The sequence below is a fragment of the Kitasatospora sp. NPDC052868 genome (genome assembly GCF_044547105.1).
Classification (GTDB): Bacteria; Actinomycetota; Actinomycetes; order Streptomycetales; family Streptomycetaceae; genus Kitasatospora.
In genome coordinates this window covers 334945-350879 of record NZ_JBITZW010000001.1, presented here as the reverse complement: position 1 = coordinate 350879, position 15935 = coordinate 334945, and the positions used below count along the sequence as shown (strand labels likewise).

The window sequence follows — 15935 nt, the reverse complement described above, 5'->3', positions numbered from 1 at the left end:
GACAGGGGTGCCCCACCCGGCGCGCCCCTGGAGGGTGGTGGCGGGCGACGGGTGGGCGGGGTCGCAGGTCGGATGGGAGAGTTTTACGGGGGCGGATTTCTTGTTGCGGACGGACACGTTTCGGCCGTGTTTCGTGTTGCCCGACCGTTGCCCGGCGGTTGCCGACGGGTTTCCGGAACCTCACCGACGACGCAGGGCCCGGCAGCCGATGGCTGCCGGGCCCTGCTCCCTGTCTTACCTGGTTCTACTGGCCCTGGATCAGGGTCAGCTGGTGGCGATCGAGGCGTCGTCGATCACGAAGCTCGTCTGCAGCGAGGAGTCCTCGGTGCCGGTGAACTTCAGGGTGACCGTCTGGCCCGCGTAGGCCGAGAGGTCGAAGGTGCGCAGCTGGTAGCCGGTCGCCTTGTCGACGTTGGAGTAGGTCTTCAGCGCGGTGCCGTTGACCGTGACCGCCAGCTTGTCGTACACCGTGGTGCCGGTCTCGGCGGTGTCGATGTGCAGGTAGAAGCTCAGCGAGGCCTTGCAGTTCGCCGGGATGGTCACCGTCTGCGAGAGGGTGTCCGTGTGGGTGGAGCCGTAGCCGTTCATCCAGGCCTTCCAGGTACCGCCGTGCGCGGCCTGCGAGGAGCTGGAGTCGACGACGCCGCTGGAGGCGGTCCAGGGGGCGGCGGTGCCGGTCTCGAAGCCGGCGTTGCCGAGCAGCTCCGCCGGGGTGCAGGTGCTGGTCCCGTCGGTGACCGTCCAGGTGAAGCTGGCGGTGCCGGTCTTGTTGGCGGAGTCCTTGGCCGTGACGGTCACGGTGGACGTGCCGACGGCGGTCGGGGTGCCGGTGATCAGGCCGGTGGAGGCGTTGATCGACAGGCCGGCCGGCAGGCCGGTGGCCGAGTAGGTCAGCGGGGCGGTGCCGCCGTTGGCCTTGATGCTCAGGTTGACCGCGGTGCCGACCTTGGTGCTCTGGTTGCCCGGGCTGGTGACGGTGACGCCACCCGGGTTCTGGGGCACGGTGCCGACGTTGACGCCCGCCCAGGCGGTGCCGACCGCGAGGAGCTCGGCGCTGCCCGCGCCGTAGAGGTCGGTGGCCGCCTTCTCCGTCGCGGTGCGCGCCGCGGCGTAGTTGGTGTTGGAGGTCATGTAGGTGGTCAGCGCCTTGTACCAGATCGCCGCCGCCTTGTCCCGGCCGATGCCGGTGACGGTGATGTTGCCCTGGGTCGGCGAGTTGTAGCTGACGCCGTTGATGACCTTCGCGCCGCTGCCCTCGGACAGCAGGTAGAAGAAGTGGTTGGCGACGCCCGAGGAGTAGTGGACGTCCTTGTTGCCGACCGTGGAGGACCAGTAGTCGGCGGAGCCGCCGTCCTTGGACGGCTTGTCCATGTAGCGCAGCGGGGTGCCGTCCCCGTTGATGTTGATCAACTCGCCGATGAGGTAGTCGGGGTTGTCGGTCGGGATGTTGGCGTAGAACTCGACCATGGTGCCGAAGATGTCCGAGGTGGCCTCGTTGAGGCCGCCGGACTCGCCCGAGTAGGTGAGGTTGGCCGTGGCGGCGGTGACGCCGTGGCTCATCTCGTGGCCCGCGACGTCGAGCTCGGTCAGCGGGTGGGTGTTGCCGTCACCGTCGCCGTAGGTCATGCAGAAGCAGTCGTCGTCCCAGAACGCGTTCACGTAGTTCTGGCCGTAGTGGACGCGGCTGTAGGCGCCGACACCGTCGTTGCGGATGCCGCTGCGGCCGAAGGTGTTCTTGTAGTAGTCCCAGGTGGCCGCGACGCCGAAGTGGGCGTCGACCGCGGCGGACTCGCTGTTGGCGACGGTGCCGTCACCCCAGCTGTCGGTGGACTTGGTGTACAGCGTGCCGGTACCGGAGGTCCCGTGGTTCAGGTTGGTGGTGTACATCCCACCGCGGGCGCCGTCCTTGAGCTGGTACGTCGAGCCCGACTGGGTGGTGCCGACGGTCACGTTGCCGACGAAGACGCCCTTGCCGGTGCCGGTCTTGACGCCCTCGAACTTGAGGATGACCTGGCCGGAGGTCGCGTCGGTGACCACGTGCAGCTTGCTCGGGGTGCCGTCCTCCTCGGTGGAGGAGACGACCGTCTCCCAGGCGAGCCGCGGGCTGCCGTCCGCGGCCCAGACCACCAGGCGCGGCGCGTTCTCCAGCGAGGAGCCGGACTCGGCGGCGAGCGCGGCCGACTGCGCGGCCGGCGCGGCGAGCTTCGGCGTGGTGTTCACACCGGTCAGAGAGGCCTCGGTGGCCTTGGTCACACCCTGGGTGGCGCCGGTGGCGTCCTGGTGGACGATCAGGTCGCCGCCGAGCACCGGGAGTCCGGCGTAGGTGCGCTCGTAGCGCAGGTGGCGGGCGCCGTTGGCGTCCTGGACGACGTCCTTGGTGACCAGCTTCTCCTCGCTGCCCAGGCCCAGGGTCTGGGCGAGGGTGGAGGTCTGCTGGGTCGCGGAGGCGATCAGCTGGGCACGGCTCGTCTGCTGGGCCGCGACGGCCGTCGGGGCGTCGGCGGTGGCCGCCTGCGCGATGACGGGGAAGCCGGTCACCAGCAGCGCGGTGGTGGCGGCCATGACAACCGCAGCCTTCCGAGCCTGGGTGTAACGGGACATGCGGACTCCTTTTCCGACCGGCGCGGGGTTCGCGTGCGGTGGAGAGAACCTGGACCGCGGGGTTGCGGCACAGTGGGGGCCCCCGCCACCGGTGTGCGGCGCGGGTGCGGTGTGCGGAGCTGGTTGCCTTGCCGAGGGGGTGCGCTGTACCTGGCCTGGGGCAGCTGCACCGGGGGGTGGGGCCCCCACGTCTGCAGCCGGAGGAATCGTGGCAGCAAACGAGTCGTGAATGACAGATGCATGCCACGGATTGGCCGATTCGCACCAGCGACCGTTCATCCACCGGGCCGCCAACCGTGTTACAGCCGGACGAAGTTCTGGACACCGTTTTCAATAGCACCGGAAGGTTTGACCACACCCGGCGGTCACTGACCAGCACGCCGGGGCCGCGATCGGTCCGAAACCCGGACGACAGCGCCCGGCCGGCGCGGCACGTCACCATTCCGGCCGTGCCAGCGTCGGTTTCCGGCCAATCACCGAATGAAACTGCTGCAAACGGAACCGGAACGGCACGGGCCCCGCACCGCCTGACGGCGGTGCGGGGCCCGGATCCGGCGGACCGTCAGTGCTGGACGAACACCGCCACGGTGCGGCCCGGCACGGTGAAGGTCCCGGTCGCGGCGTCGAAGCCGGACCGCCCGACCACCGCGTCCGCGCCGCCCGCCTGCACCGGGTGCAGCCCCTGGGTCGTCCCCTTCAGGGCGGCCACGGTCTGGCTCTGCGCGGTCGGCGTCGCGTTGAACACCACCGTCAGGCCCTTCTCCGCGCCCGGCAGGCCGGTGCCGTCCAGGTGCAGCGTGATCACCCCGGGCGCCTCGCCCGGGGTGCCGGACAGCGGGTAGGAGAGCCGGCGCTGCACCTCGGCCAGGGTGGGCAGGGAGAACAGCGGCGAGGACTGCTTGATCCGCAGGAACTGCTGGTACTGCTCGGTCGTCGCCGCGATCTGCGCCGCGCCGACCTTCAGCCTCGGGTTGGCCAGCAGGGACGCGGACAGCGGCCACATCCCCTTGTTGTCGGCCGCCATCGGCACGCCCCGACCCCAGCCGTTGCCCTGGGCCGGATCCCAGTGGATGGCGTTGAACCAGTCACCGGAGTCGTAGGAGTTGGCGTCCAGCGACTTCGAGCGCAGCAGGTCGCTGCCGGCCTGGGCGAAGCCCGGGCCCTGGGTCAGGGCGGTCAGCGAGAGCGCGAGCGCCTGCATCCGGGCCCGGTCGGCGGGATCGGTGCCCGCGGGGAGCTTGAAGGCCAGCGCGTCGAACAGGTCGGCGTTGTCGTGCGCGTCCACGTACTCCACCGACTCGCCGGGCCTGGCCGCGTAGCCGGTCGGGGAGCCGTTGTAGTCGACCCCCGCGCCGGTGACGGTCCGCCCGGAGCTGTCGGTGAAGGTGTAGCCGGCCAGGTTGCCGGTGAGCGCCACCTTCAACTGGTCCATCTGCTGGAGCAGCCGGGCCTTCTGCTGCTCCGGGGTGCCGTTGTCCGCCGAGCCGTTCGGGTCGGTGTACAGGCCCGAGGCGAAGCCCTGCTGCGGGGCGGAGGACAGCTGGTAGTTGCCGCCGCGCGCCGCGTCGCGGATCCGGTCGTCGAAGGTGGCGATGCCGGTGCCGGCCATGTTCAGCTGGGTGGCCTGCTCGAACCGGGCGTTGTTCGCGACGGCGCCGAAGTTCCAGCCCTCGCCGTAGAGGAAGACGTTCTTCCCGTCCACGCCGTCCGAGTCCGGCGTCATCCTCCGCAGCGCCGCCTGCACGTCCAGCATGGTGGACTTCGGGTCCAGGCCCATCAGGTCGAAGCGGAAGCCGTCCACCTTGTACTCGCGGGCCCAGGTGGTGACGGAGTCCACCACCAGGCGGTTCATCATGGCGTGTTCGGGCGCGGTGTCCGCGCAGCAACTGTCGGCCGTCACCTTGCCGTTGGCGTCGAGCCGCTGGTAGTACCCGGGGACGACCTTGTCCAGCACCGAGTGCTCGGCCTGCCCGGCGGCGGCGGTGTGGTTGTAGACCACGTCCAGCACCACGCGCAGCCCGGCCTCGTGGATCGCCTGCACCATCTGCCGGAACTGGACGGTGCGGGCGGTGCCCTGCGGGTCGGTGGCGTACGAGCCCTCCGGCACGGTGTAGTGCAGCGGGTCGTAGCCCCAGTTGTAGGCGTCCTCGGCGGCGACGGCGGCCACGCACTCCTGCTGCTTCTCGCTGTCCGCCGCGAGGGCGGCCAGGTCGCAGCCGGGCAGCCTCTGCTCCGCCCGGTTCTCCCGGATGGTGGCGATGTCGAAGGTCGGCAGCAGGTGGACGGTGGTCACCCCGGCCTTGGCCAGGTCCCGCAGGTGCTGCATGCCGGCCGACTTCGACTCGGTGAAGGCCAGGTAGGTGCCGCGCTCGGCGGCGGGCACGGTGGTGTCCTCCACCGAGAAGTCCCGGACGTGCAGTTCCTGGATCTGCTGCCGGGCGGGCGGGACGGCCTTCGGGACGGTGTGCTCCTCCCAGCCGCGGGGCTTGAGCTCCGCGGCGGAGAGGTCCGCCACCAGGCTCCGCGCCGAGTCGGTGGAGAGCGCCACCGAGTACGGGTCGGTGACGGCGTTGGTCACCACCCGCTGGACGTCCGGCGCCCAGACCTTCACCTGGTACAGGTAGTACTTGCCGTCCAACTCCGCCTTGTCGCGGACGAGTTCCCAGACGCCGGTCTCGTCGTCCAGCTTCAGCGGCAGCGTCCTCGGGGTGCCGCCGGACGGGCCGTCGAAGACCTGGACGGACACCTCCTGCGCGGTCGGCGCCCACAGGGACAGCGCCACCTTGCCGCGGTAGTACGCCGGGCCGAAGTCGACCTTCCCGGTGCGGCGCGCGTACAGGTCGTCCAGGACGCCGGGGGTCTGCACCCCGGTGGCGGCGAGCACGGCGCCGCTGGGCAGGTGCTCGGTGAACAGCAGCTGGCCGCGGAGCGCCTGGGCGACCCGGCCGGCGTCCCGGGCGTCCACGGTGAAGGCGCGGTAGCCCGCCAGGTGCGGGTACGCGGCCTTCTGCGCGGCGGTCAGGCCGCCGGGGGCGGGATCCAGGCGGATCCACTGGCCGGGCCTGGAGAGCACGCCCTTGTCCGCGGTGATGCCGCCCGCCGGGTCGTACACCAGCTGGGCGCTGGTCCCGCCGGCCAGGGCCGCGTCGTTGGCTCCGTACGCGGCGGGGACGACCACCGTGCGGGCGTCGATCCACTGGGCCTTGGCGGAGCCGAGGTCCACCTGCGCGGAGGCGGTCGAGCCCTGCGGCAGCAGGTAGCCCTCCCGGCCGCCCAGGATCCAGACCTCGCGGCCGTTGACGGCGAAGTCCAGCGACTGGTCGCTCGGCAGGTCCTTGTCGTTGCCCTTGTGCAGGATGTAGCTGAGGCTGGTCGCGCCGGGGGCGAGCGGCACCTCGAAGACGGCGCCGAAGGCGTCCCGGCGCACCGGCGTCAGCGGGCCGCCCCAGTCGGTGGGCTTGGCGGCGCCGGTCCAGTCGTGCAGGCCCCAGCCGTCGTAGTCGCCGTCGGCCCGGTTGTAGTGGATGACGGCGGTGTCGGCGGGCAGGGTGGCGACCGGGCCGGGGTTGGCGGTGCGGACGGTCGGGTCGCCCTCGGCGAGCCAGACCTCGCCGGTCGCGCCGACGTCGATGTGGCGGTCGGCGTCCACGTCCTTGACGCCGTCCTTCTCGACGATGAACCCGACGTCCGAGGCCCCGGCCTTCAGCTTCACGTACGCGAAGGCGCCGTACGCGTCGCGGCCGGTGAAGCCGTGCCCGGCGGGCCACTGGGTGCCCTCGCCGTCGGCGAGGTCGCCCCAGGCGTAGAGGTTCCAGCCGTCGTAGGCGTTGTCCTTGCGCTGGTAGTGCACGACCGCGTACGGGCGGGCGGCGGCGCTGGGCACCGGCTTGGGCGCGGGGGTGCCGGTGGTGAACGAGCCGGTGGCCGAGCGCAGGTGGCCGGAGGAGTCCTGGACGACGGCCTTGTAGCGGACGACCGTGCCGGGTGCGACCGCGCTCAGGTCCTGGGTGACCTGGTACGCGCCGGTGTCCGAACTGCCGAGCACCTGCCAGCCGCCCGTGCCGATCTGCGCGGCGAAGGAGACCCGGTCGAAGCCGCCGCCGTCGACCTGCGCGCCGATGGTGACGGTGCCGGTCGAGCCGTCGGCGGGGGTCTTCAGCGCGAGCTGCGGGGCGGCGGGCACCGGCGCCAGCCTCCCGGCGGCCTTGAACACCACCGAGGAGAGCGCCGGCACGGTGACGGTGACCCTGCGGTCTCCGCCGCTGGCGAGCCGCTCCCCGGCCGCCGGGTAGACCCGGTCGAAGCCCTGCCCGGCCGAGAAGGTGTCCAGGGTGACGGTCTTCGCCTCGGTGGCGTTGTTGACCGCGACCAGGTACTCGACCTGCTGTCCGGCGTCGATCCGGGAGAAGGCGTACACGCCCGCGCCGTCGGCGGCGTAGCGCTGGATCTGGGCGCCGTCCGCGAGCGCCGGGTGGTCCCGGCGCAGCTTGGCCAGGCCCGCGACGCCCTGGTACAGCTCGCCGCCCTGCCCGTAGCGGTCGGCCGGGCCGGTGGCGCCGCCGAGCACCCGGTCGGCGTTGTACGACGCGGTCCTCGAGGCGAACAGGTCCTGCCGGGCGTCCTTGTCGCCGCCCGCGCCGGTGAAGCCCTGCTCGTCGCCGTAGTAGACGACGGGCTGGCCGCGGGTGAGGAACTGCAGCTCGCTGCCGAGCCGGTCCTTCCTCAGCAGGGTGGCCTCGTCGGCGCCCGGGTTGTCGGCCAGCAGGAAGGAGCCGAAGCGGCCCATGTCGTGGTTGCCGAGGAAGGTCGGCAGCTCGTAGGCGTCGGTGTCGGCGGTGGTGTACCGGTAGTCCTGGCCGTACACGTCGGCGAGGCCCGCGGCCGAGCCGCCCTGGGAGACGTAGGAGCGGGCGGCGTTCTGGAACGGGAAGTCCAGCGTGGCCTGGAGCCTGCCCTTGGTGACGTAGGGCGAGGTGACGGCCGGGTCGCCGGAGTAGACCTCGCCGAACATGAAGAACCGCTTGTTGCCCTGCTTGGCCGCGAAGTCCTTGAGCGCGGGCGCCCACTGCTGCCAGAACGCCATGTTGACGTGCTTGACGGTGTCGATCCGGAAGCCGTCCACCCCGGCGTCCTTGACCCACTGCTGGTAGACCTTCTCGAAGCCCTGGACCACCCGGGGGTTCTGGGTGTCGAGGTCGTCCAGGCCGGAGAAGTCGCCCTCGGTGGCGGACTCGCCGGCGAAGGTGGAGTCGCCCCGGTTGTGGTAGAGCGAGGGGTCGTTGAGCCAGGCCGGGGTCTTGGCGGTGGCGTCGGCCGGGTTCCGGAAGACCGGGCTGTAGGGGAAGGAGTCCCGGCCGGTCCTCGGCCAGGCCGTGCCCGCGTCGGCGACGGCGGTCTCGTCGACCGGCCGGCCGTCCGCGTCCAGCACCGGGTAGGCGCCGGTGGAGCGGTAGCCGTACTGCTTCTGCTGGTAGTCGATGACGTCGGCGGTGTGGTTGGTGATGACGTCGAAGAAGACCTTGATGCCCCGGGCGTGGGCCTTGGCTATCAGTTCCTTGAGCTGGTCGTTGGTGCCGAAGTGCGGGTCGACCCGGGTGAAGTCGGTGATCCAGTAGCCGTGGTAGCCGGCCGAGGCGTTCTCCCCCGTGCCCTGGACGGGCTTGTTGGTGAAGATCGGGGCCATCCAGATCGCGGTGGTGCCGAGGTCCTGGATGTAGTCGAGCCGCTGGATCAGGCCGGCGAGGTCGCCGCCGTGGTAGAAGCCCTTGTCGGCCGGGTCGAGACCGTTCTCCAGCCGGCTGCCGGTGATGCCGCCGCTGTCGTTGCCCTGGTCCCCGTTGGCGAAGCGGTCCGGCAGGACGAAGTAGAACTGCTCGCGGGTGAGGTCGTGCCGCCCGGCGGTGGCGGCGAGCGCGGCGTCCGAGGGCGGGGCGGGCGGGGCGGCGGCGAGGGCCGCGGGGGTGGTGCCGAGGGTGGCGGCGGTCAGTGCGGCGGCGAGCAGCACGGCCGCACGGCCCGGTCTGCGCAGGGGGGTGGTGCTCCGCGGGCGGCGGGGCGGTAGATCGGCCACTGAGGGCTCCCTTGCGGGGGAAGGGGGATCGGGTGGCCAGGACGCTAGCGGGCTGCAATATGTTTCAGCAAGATGCAGAAACCGTTTCGTGCCGGGAAAACACGGCCCCCGAGGCACTGGCCGACCCCCCGCTTGCGCCGCCCGATCGACTCGGCGTGACAATGGGACGTATGCCCGTCCCACCGGTTCGTACCAGACCCGACAGCACCCCCTACCCCGGTGGGAGCCGCCCCCTAACCCTCAAGGGGGACATCCGGTGAAGAATCCACTTCCAGAGGATGAGCAGACGGCTACGGGACGTCTGGCAGACTTCTCGTCCATGGGGGAACCGACCGAGATCCAGCAGACCGGCGCCGATCGCGCCGGCGCGGCGCACGGTGGCGGTTCCGGAGCAGGCCCGGCCGAGCCCGGCCGGATGCCCGACGGAGCCACCCGTGTCGCCCAGTCCCGCTCGGCCGCGCTGCGCAGCCGCATCCGCGACCAGCGCCGCTCGCCGACCCGGCCGCGGATCTGGTTCGAGTTCGCCCTGATCGGGATCAGCTACTGGGTGTACTCGCTCGTGCGCAACGCCGTGCCCGAGCAGGAGGCGATAGCCCAGAAGCACGCCTCCTGGATCTGGGACTTCGAGCAGAGCCTCGGCGTCGCGATCGAGCGCTCGGTCAACCACGCGGTCGACAAGGCCTCGTGGCTGATCGTCGGGATGAACTACTACTACGCGACGCTGCACTTCATCGTGACCATCGGCGTGCTGGTCTGGCTCTACCGCCGCCATCCGGGCCGCTACGCCGCGGCCCGCACGGTGCTGTTCGTCACCACCGGCATCGCGCTGGTCGGCTTCTACTTCTTCCCGCTGGCACCGCCCCGGCTGATGACCGACGGGGGGTTCATCGACACCCTGAAGGTCCACAACACCTGGGGCTCGATGGCCTCCGGGCCCGCGACGCACGTCTCCAACCAGTACGCGGCGATGCCCTCGATGCACATCGGCTGGTCGATGTGGTGCGGTCTGGCGATCTTCTTCCTGGCCCGCCGGGCCTGGGTCCGGGTGCTGGGCCTGCTGTACCCGCTGGCCACCCTGGTGGTGATCGTCTCGACCGCCAACCACTTCTGGATGGACGCCGTCGGCGGTGAGCTCTGCCTCCTGGTCGGCTTCCTCGCGGCCCGCTGGCTCTACCACTCCTGGCCCTACCGGTTGCCCCGGGTGCCGGCCCGGGGCGCGCAGGACGAGCCGGTCACCGTCCCCGAGCAGTGGAGCGAGCCCGCGGTCGGCGCCGGGCGGCGCTGACCCCCGCTCCTGTCGAAGGGTCCCGCAGACCTGGTCTGCGGGACCCTTCGACGTACCGGCCCGCGTGCTCAGCCGTCGTAGAACAGCCGCTCCACCACCGCGCGGGCCCGCCGGGTGGTGCGCCGGTAGTCGTCCACCAGCTCGCCGCTGTGCCCGGCGCCGTAGCCGAGGTAGCGGGCCACCCCGGACAGCTCCCGCGCCTCCGCGGGGAAGCTGTCCCCCGGCCGGCCGCGCACCAGCATCACCGCGGAGCGCACCCGCGAGGCCAGCACCCAGGCCGCGTCCAGCACCGCCGCGTCCTCGGTCCCGACCAGTCCGGCCTCGACGGCCGCGGCCAGCGCCGCCCTGGTCCGGGTGGTGCGCAGGGCGGGCAGCTCGTGGCCGTGCTGGAGCTGGAGCAGCTGGACCGTCCACTCCACGTCCGCCAGGCCGCCCCGGCCGATCTTGGTGTGCGTGGTCGGGTCGGCGCCGCGCGGCAGCCGCTCGGCCTCGATCCTGGCCTTGATCCGGCGGATCTCCACCACGTCCCGCTCGGGCACGCCCGTCCCCGGGTAGCGCAGCGGGTCGATCAGCTGCCGGAACCGCTCCCCCAGCTCCGCGTCCCCGGCCACCGGCTCGGCGCGCAGCAGCGCCTGGCTCTCCCAGGCGTGCGACCAGCGCCGGTAGTACGCCGCGTACGAGGCGAGGGTGCGCACCAGCGGGCCGTTGCGGCCCTCGGGGCGCAGGTCGGTGTCGACCAGCAGCGGTGGTTCGGTGGACGGCGCACCGAGCAGGGTGCGCAGCTCGTGGCAGACCGCCTGGGCGGCCCGGGCGGCGTCCTGGTCCAGCGAGCCGAGCAGCGGCTCGTGGACGAAGAGCACGTCCGCGTCGGAGCCGTAGCCGAGCTCGCGCCCGCCGAAGCGGCCCATCGCGATCACCGAGATCCGGGTCGGCAGCTCGCCGTTCCGGGCCTCCCAGCCTGCGGTGCAGGCGCGCAGCGCGCCCTGGAGGGTCGCGGCGTTCAGCGCGGTGAGCGCCTCCCCCGCGGCGTCCAGCGCCTCGGCCGGGTCGTCGCCGAGCCGGCCGAGGACATCGGCGGCGGCCGTCCGGAACAGCTCCCTGCGGCGCACCGAGCGGGCCGCGACAACGGCGCTGGCGGCGGTGTCGGCCCGGCCGACGGCGGCCAGTATCTCCTGCTCCAGGGCGGGCCGGCCGCGCGGTGTCAGGCCCTGCGGGTCGCCGAGCATGGCGACCGCCTCCGGGGCGCGCAACAGCAGGTCGGGGGCCAGCCGGCCGGCCGACAGGACGCGGGCCAGCTGCTCGGCGGCGGCGCTCTCGTCGCGCAGCAGCCGCAGGTACCAGGGGGTGCGGCCGAGCGCGTCGGAGACCTGGCGGAAGTTGAGCAGCCCGGCGTCCGGATCCGCGGAGTCGGCGAACCAGCCGAGCAGCACCGGCAGCAGGGTGCGCTGGATGGCCGCCTTGCGGCTGACGCCCGAGGCGAGCGCGGCGAGGTGGCGCAGCGCGGCGGCCGGGTCGGCGTAGCCGAGCGCCTCCAGCCGGGCCCGGGCGGCGTCCGGGGTGAGGCCGGCGGCGCCGGCCGGCAGCTCGGCGACGGCGTCCAGCAGCGGCCGGTAGAACAGCTTCTCGTGCAGTCGGCGGACCTCGACGGAGTGCCGCCGCCACTCGCGTTGGAGGGCCGCGACCGGGTCGGCGCGGGTGTCGTCGTTGATCAGCGGCGCGAGCGAGCGGGCGAGCCGGCGCTGGTCGCCCTCGTCCTTGGGCATCAGGTGGGTGCGGCGCAGCCGGTGCAGCTGGATCCGGTGCTCCAGCGAGCGCAGGAAGCGGTAGGCGGTGTCCAGCGAGACGGCGTCGGCCCGGCCGACGTAGCCGCCGCCGGAGAGCGCGGCGAGCGCCTCCAGGGTGTTGCCGCTGCGCAGCGCCGGGTCGGTGCGGCCGTGCACCAGCTGGAGCAGCTGGACGGAGAACTCGACGTCGCGCAGGCCGCCCGGGCCGAGCTTGAGCTGGCGGTCCAGCTCGGTGGCCGGGATGGAGTCGATCACCCGGCGGCGCATCTGCTGCACGTCGGCGACGAAGTTCTCCCGGGCCGCGGCCTGCCAGACCATCGGGGCGAGCGCCTCCAGGTACGCGGCGCCGAGCTCGGCGTCCCCGGCGACCGGCCGGGCCTTGAGCAGGGCCTGGAACTCCCAGGTCTTGGCCCAGCGCTGGTAGTAGGCGAGGTGGCTGGCCAGGGTGCGGACCAGCGGGCCGTTGCGGCCCTCGGGGCGCAGGTTGGCGTCCACCGGCCAGATGGTGCCCTCGCCGGTGGTGTCGGAGCAGATCCGGGTGAGGGCGGCGGCGAGCCGGGTGGCCGCCTTGACGGCCTCGTGCTCGTCGACGCCCTCCTGCGGCTCGGCGACGAAGATGACGTCGACGTCGGAGACGTAGTTGAGCTCGCGCCCGCCGCACTTGCCCATGCCGATGACGGCGAGGCGGCAGGACCGGGCGGCTTCCGGGTCCTGTTCGGCGGCGATGTCGAGGGCGGTCTCCAGGGTGGCGCCGGCCAGGTCGGCGAGCTCGGCGGCGGTCTGCGCGAGGTCGGTGGTGCCGGTGAGGTCGCGGGCGGCGATGGCCAGCAGGCAGCGGCGGTAGGCGACCCGCAGGGCGTCCGGCCGGTCGGGGACGGCGTGGCCCCGGACGCCCTGGTCGAGCGCGCGCCGGAAGTCGTCCGGGCCGGGGTGCATGTCGCGCAGCTCGAAGGTGACCAGGGCGTGCCAGTCGTGCGGGTGCCGGGCCAGGTGGTCGGCGAGCGCGGTGGACGCGCCGAGCACGCCGAGCAGGCGGTCGCGCAGCGGCTTGGAGGTGGTGAGGGTGTCGCGCAGGGTGTGCCGGTCCTGCTCGTCGGCGGACTCCAGCAGACGGGCGAGACCGAGCAGGGCGAGGTCCGGGTCGGCGGTCGCGCCAAGCGCGTCCAGCAGCACGGGGTCGTCGGCCAGCCCCTCCAGACCGGGCCCGGCGAGCAGCCTGACGGCCTGCGCCGGGTCGGTGAATCCGCGCCGCACCAGCCTGATCTCCGGCCGGCTGACCCGGCTCCCGGCCCGCTGATCCTCCACCGACATCGCCCCTCCGGCTTCCGGCCTGCGCGGCCCGCGCGGCCCGCTCCCGACCGGTCCGAGCCGCCTCCAGCAGGGTACGCGGCCGCGCTCCGCGCCGCGCGCCCCGCCGCCGACCGCGGGCGGTACGACGTGGCGTGTCCGGTGGCGTGTCCTGGGCCGGCCCCGGCTCGTTGGACCGGAGCCGACCCGTCCAGCCCCGTCCAGCCCCGTCCAGCCCCGCCTGCTCCCGGAGCGCCGATGCCCGCCCGACTGCCGTCGCTCACCGGGCTGCGGTTCTGGGCCGCGCTGCTGGTGGTGCTCTACCACCTCGCCCGCAAGGTGGGCGAGGTGCCGGTGCTGGGCCCGCTCGCCTGGTACGGCCGCAGCGGTGTGACGTTCTTCTTCGTGCTCTCCGGCTTCGTCCTGGCCTGGACGTACGACGGGGCGCCGACCACCCTGCGGCGCTTCGCCCGCCGCCGGTTCGCCCGGATCTGGCCGCTGCACGTGCTGAGCACCGCGGTGTCGCTCGGCGCGGACGCCCTGATCGGCGCGGCGCTGCCGCTGGCGGCGGCGCTCTGGTCGCTGCTGCTGCTGCACCCGTGGGCGCGGGAGACGGTCTTCGGCGGCAACCCGGCCTCCTGGTCACTGGGCGCGGAGGCCTGGTTCTACCTGCTCTTCCCGTTCCTGCTGCGCGCGTTGGCACCGCGCCGCCGGTGCCGGCTGCCGCTGGCCCTGCTCTGTGCGGCGCTCGGCCCGGCGCTCTGGGCGGCGGGCGCGCTGCTGCCGGACGACCCGGCGGTGCGCGGCTGGCTCTTGGACTACCTGCCGCTGACCCGCACCCCGCAGTTCGTCCTCGGGGTGGTCACCGGGCTGGCCGTCCGGCACGGGCGGCTCCCCCGCGTCCCGCTCGCCGGCGCCGCGGCGGCCGTGGCCGGCTGGCACCTGCTGCTGGTGCCGTGGCACGCGGCCGCCCCGGACTCCGCCTGGTGGGGGCCCTACAGCGCGTCCCAGCTGCTGGCGGCACCGCTGTTCGCCGCGCTGTTGGCGGCCGCCGCGCAGCGGGACGCCGCCGGGGCCGGGCCGCGGCTGCTGGCCGGGCCGGTGGCGGTACGGCTCGGCGAGTGGTCCTACGCCTGGTACCTGGTGCACGAGATCGGCATCCGCTGCTGGCTGGGCACCGCGGGCCGCCCGGCGCCCGGCGCGCCGCTGCTGGGCGTCTGGCTGCTGCTGGCCGCCGGGAGCCTGCTGCTGGCCGGCGGGCTGTACCGGTGGGTGGAGCGGCCGTGCGAGCGCGCCCTGCGCGGCCGCCCCGCACACACAGCGGCGCCGCTGCCGCACCCGGGCCTGCGGGTGCTGTGGCAGCGGCGCCGGGCGGTGAGGCCCGGTCAGCCCTCCGGCACTTGACCGGACGTCAGCGCAGCCCCGCGACTACAGCACCTGGAGGTTCTTCCGCAGCTCGAACGGCGTCACCTCGGAGCGGTACTCCTCCCACTCCTGGCGCTTGTTGCGCAGGAAGAAGTCGAACACGTGCTCGCCGAGGGTCTCGGCGACCAGCTCGCTGCGCTGCATCAGGTCGATCGCCTCGCCGAGGTTCTGCGGCATCGGCTGGATGCCCATCGCCCGCCGCTCGGCGTCGGACAGCGCCCAGACGTCGTCGTCGGCGCCGGCCGGGAGCTCGTAGCCCTCCTCGATGCCCTTCAGGCCGGCGGCCAGGGTGACGGCGTAGGCGAGGTAGGGGTTGCAGCCGGTGTCCAGCGAGCGGACCTCGACCCGGGTGGAGCCCTGCTTGCCGGGCTTGTACATCGGGACGCGGATCAGCGCGGAGCGGTTGTTGTGGCCCCAGCAGATGTACGACGGCGCCTCGCCGCCGGCGCCCGCGGTGCGCTGCGAGCCGCCCCAGATCCGCTTGTAGGAGTTGACCCACTGGTTGGTGACGGCGGCCGTCTCGGCGGCGTGCCTGAGCAGGCCGGCGATGAAGGAGCGGCCGACCTTGGACAGCTGGTACTCGGCGCCGGACTCGTGGAAGGCGTTGCGGTCGCCCTCGAAGAGCGAGAGGTGGGTGTGCATCCCCGAGCCCGGGTGGTCGGAGAAGGGCTTGGGCATGAAGCTGGCGTGCACGCCCTGCTCCAGCGCGACCTCCTTCATGACCAGGCGGAACGTCATGATGTTGTCGGCGGTGGAGAGCGCGTCGGCGTACCGCAGGTCGATCTCCTGCTGCCCGGGGGCGCCCTCGTGGTGGGAGAACTCCACCGAGATGCCCATCGACTCCAGCATGGTGATCGCCTGGCGGCGGAAGTCGTGGCCCACCCCGCGCGGGGTGTGGTCGAAGTAGCCGGACTGGTCCGCGGGGATCGGCGCGGTGCCGTCGCCCGGCAGGTTCTTCAGCAGGAAGAACTCGATCTCGGGGTGGGTGTAGAAGGTGAACCCGAGGGCGGAGGCCTTCTCCAGGGTCCGCTTGAGCACGAACCGGGGGTCGGCGAAGGACGGCGAGCCGTCCGGCATCAGGATGTCGCAGAACATCCTGGCCGTCCCCGGGGTCTCCGAGCGCCACGGCAGGATCTGGAAGGTGGTCGGGTCCGGCTTGGCGATCATGTCCGACTCGTAGACCCGGGCGAATCCCTCGATCGCCGACCCGTCGAAGCCGATGCCCTCCTCGAAGGCCTGCTCCAGCTCCGCCGGCGCCACCGCGACCGACTTCAGGAACCCGAGCACGTCGGTGAACCACAGTCGGACAAAACGGATGTCACGCTCTTCGAGCGTCCGAAGCACGAACTCCTGCTGCTTGCCCATGGGGACAGTCTCACCTCTGCTCTTTACGTTCGTGTTACGCCCGGAAACCACCCGAAAGCGACTGCCCCCATCATGGCGGATCACCGGCCTTGAGGGCAGTGGCGACCCCCGGGCGGAA

The 15935-nt window shown here is 72.7% G+C and carries 6 protein-coding genes; 2 read left to right on the top strand and 4 right to left on the bottom strand.

The features are described 5' to 3' along the window. Nucleotides 1–264: 264 nt before the first annotated feature. The gene (locus tag ACIGZJ_RS01540) at nt 265–2601 is read right to left on the bottom strand and encodes a M4 family metallopeptidase (protein ID WP_396455403.1); all 2337 of its coding nucleotides are present in this window, start codon (nt 2599–2601) and stop codon (nt 265–267) included. A gap of 562 nt (nt 2602–3163) precedes the next feature. After that, the gene (pulA, locus tag ACIGZJ_RS01535; protein ID WP_396455402.1) at nt 3164–8671 is read right to left on the bottom strand and encodes a pullulanase-type alpha-1,6-glucosidase; all 5508 of its coding nucleotides are present in this window, start codon (nt 8669–8671) and stop codon (nt 3164–3166) included. A 319-nt stretch (nt 8672–8990) separates the two neighbouring features. On the opposite strand from pulA, the gene ACIGZJ_RS01530 reads away from it, so the two are divergent. Beyond that, entirely contained in the window at nt 8991–9956 is a 966-nt protein-coding gene (locus ACIGZJ_RS01530) for a phosphatase PAP2 family protein (RefSeq protein WP_396455401.1), read from the top strand. Between the two features lie 68 nt (nt 9957–10024). Here ACIGZJ_RS01530 and ACIGZJ_RS01525 read toward each other — a convergent pair whose 3' ends face one another. Next, a complete protein-coding gene (locus tag ACIGZJ_RS01525) occupies nt 10025–13051 on the bottom strand; it encodes a bifunctional [glutamine synthetase] adenylyltransferase/[glutamine synthetase]-adenylyl-L-tyrosine phosphorylase (RefSeq protein ID WP_396455400.1) in 3027 nt (1008 codons plus the stop codon). 234 nt (nt 13052–13285) lie between these two features. Here ACIGZJ_RS01525 and ACIGZJ_RS01520 point away from each other — a divergent pair, with 234 nt between their 5' ends. Further along, nucleotides 13286–14431, top strand: coding sequence for an acyltransferase family protein (locus ACIGZJ_RS01520; RefSeq protein WP_396455399.1), 1146 nt, complete (start codon nt 13286–13288; stop codon nt 14429–14431). Between the two features lie 24 nt (nt 14432–14455). Here the strand turns inward: ACIGZJ_RS01520 and glnA are convergent, their stop codons facing one another. Further along, nucleotides 14456–15817, bottom strand: coding sequence for a type I glutamate--ammonia ligase (gene glnA / locus ACIGZJ_RS01515; RefSeq protein ID WP_392927507.1), 1362 nt, complete (start codon nt 15815–15817; stop codon nt 14456–14458). Nucleotides 15818–15935: the final 118 nt, after the last annotated feature.

Coding starts and splice junctions, on each gene's coding strand:
- ACIGZJ_RS01540 (WP_396455403.1), bottom strand. CDS start 2,601: ATGTCCCGTTACACCCAGGCTCGGAAGGCTGCGGTTGTCATGGCCGCC.
- ACIGZJ_RS01530 (WP_396455401.1), top strand. CDS start 8,991: ATGGGGGAACCGACCGAGATCCAGCAGACCGGCGCCGATCGCGCCGGC.
- ACIGZJ_RS01525 (WP_396455400.1), bottom strand. CDS start 13,051: ATGTCGGTGGAGGATCAGCGGGCCGGGAGCCGGGTCAGCCGGCCGGAG.
- ACIGZJ_RS01520 (WP_396455399.1), top strand. CDS start 13,286: ATGCCCGCCCGACTGCCGTCGCTCACCGGGCTGCGGTTCTGGGCCGCG.
- glnA (WP_392927507.1), bottom strand. CDS start 15,817: ATGGGCAAGCAGCAGGAGTTCGTGCTTCGGACGCTCGAAGAGCGTGAC.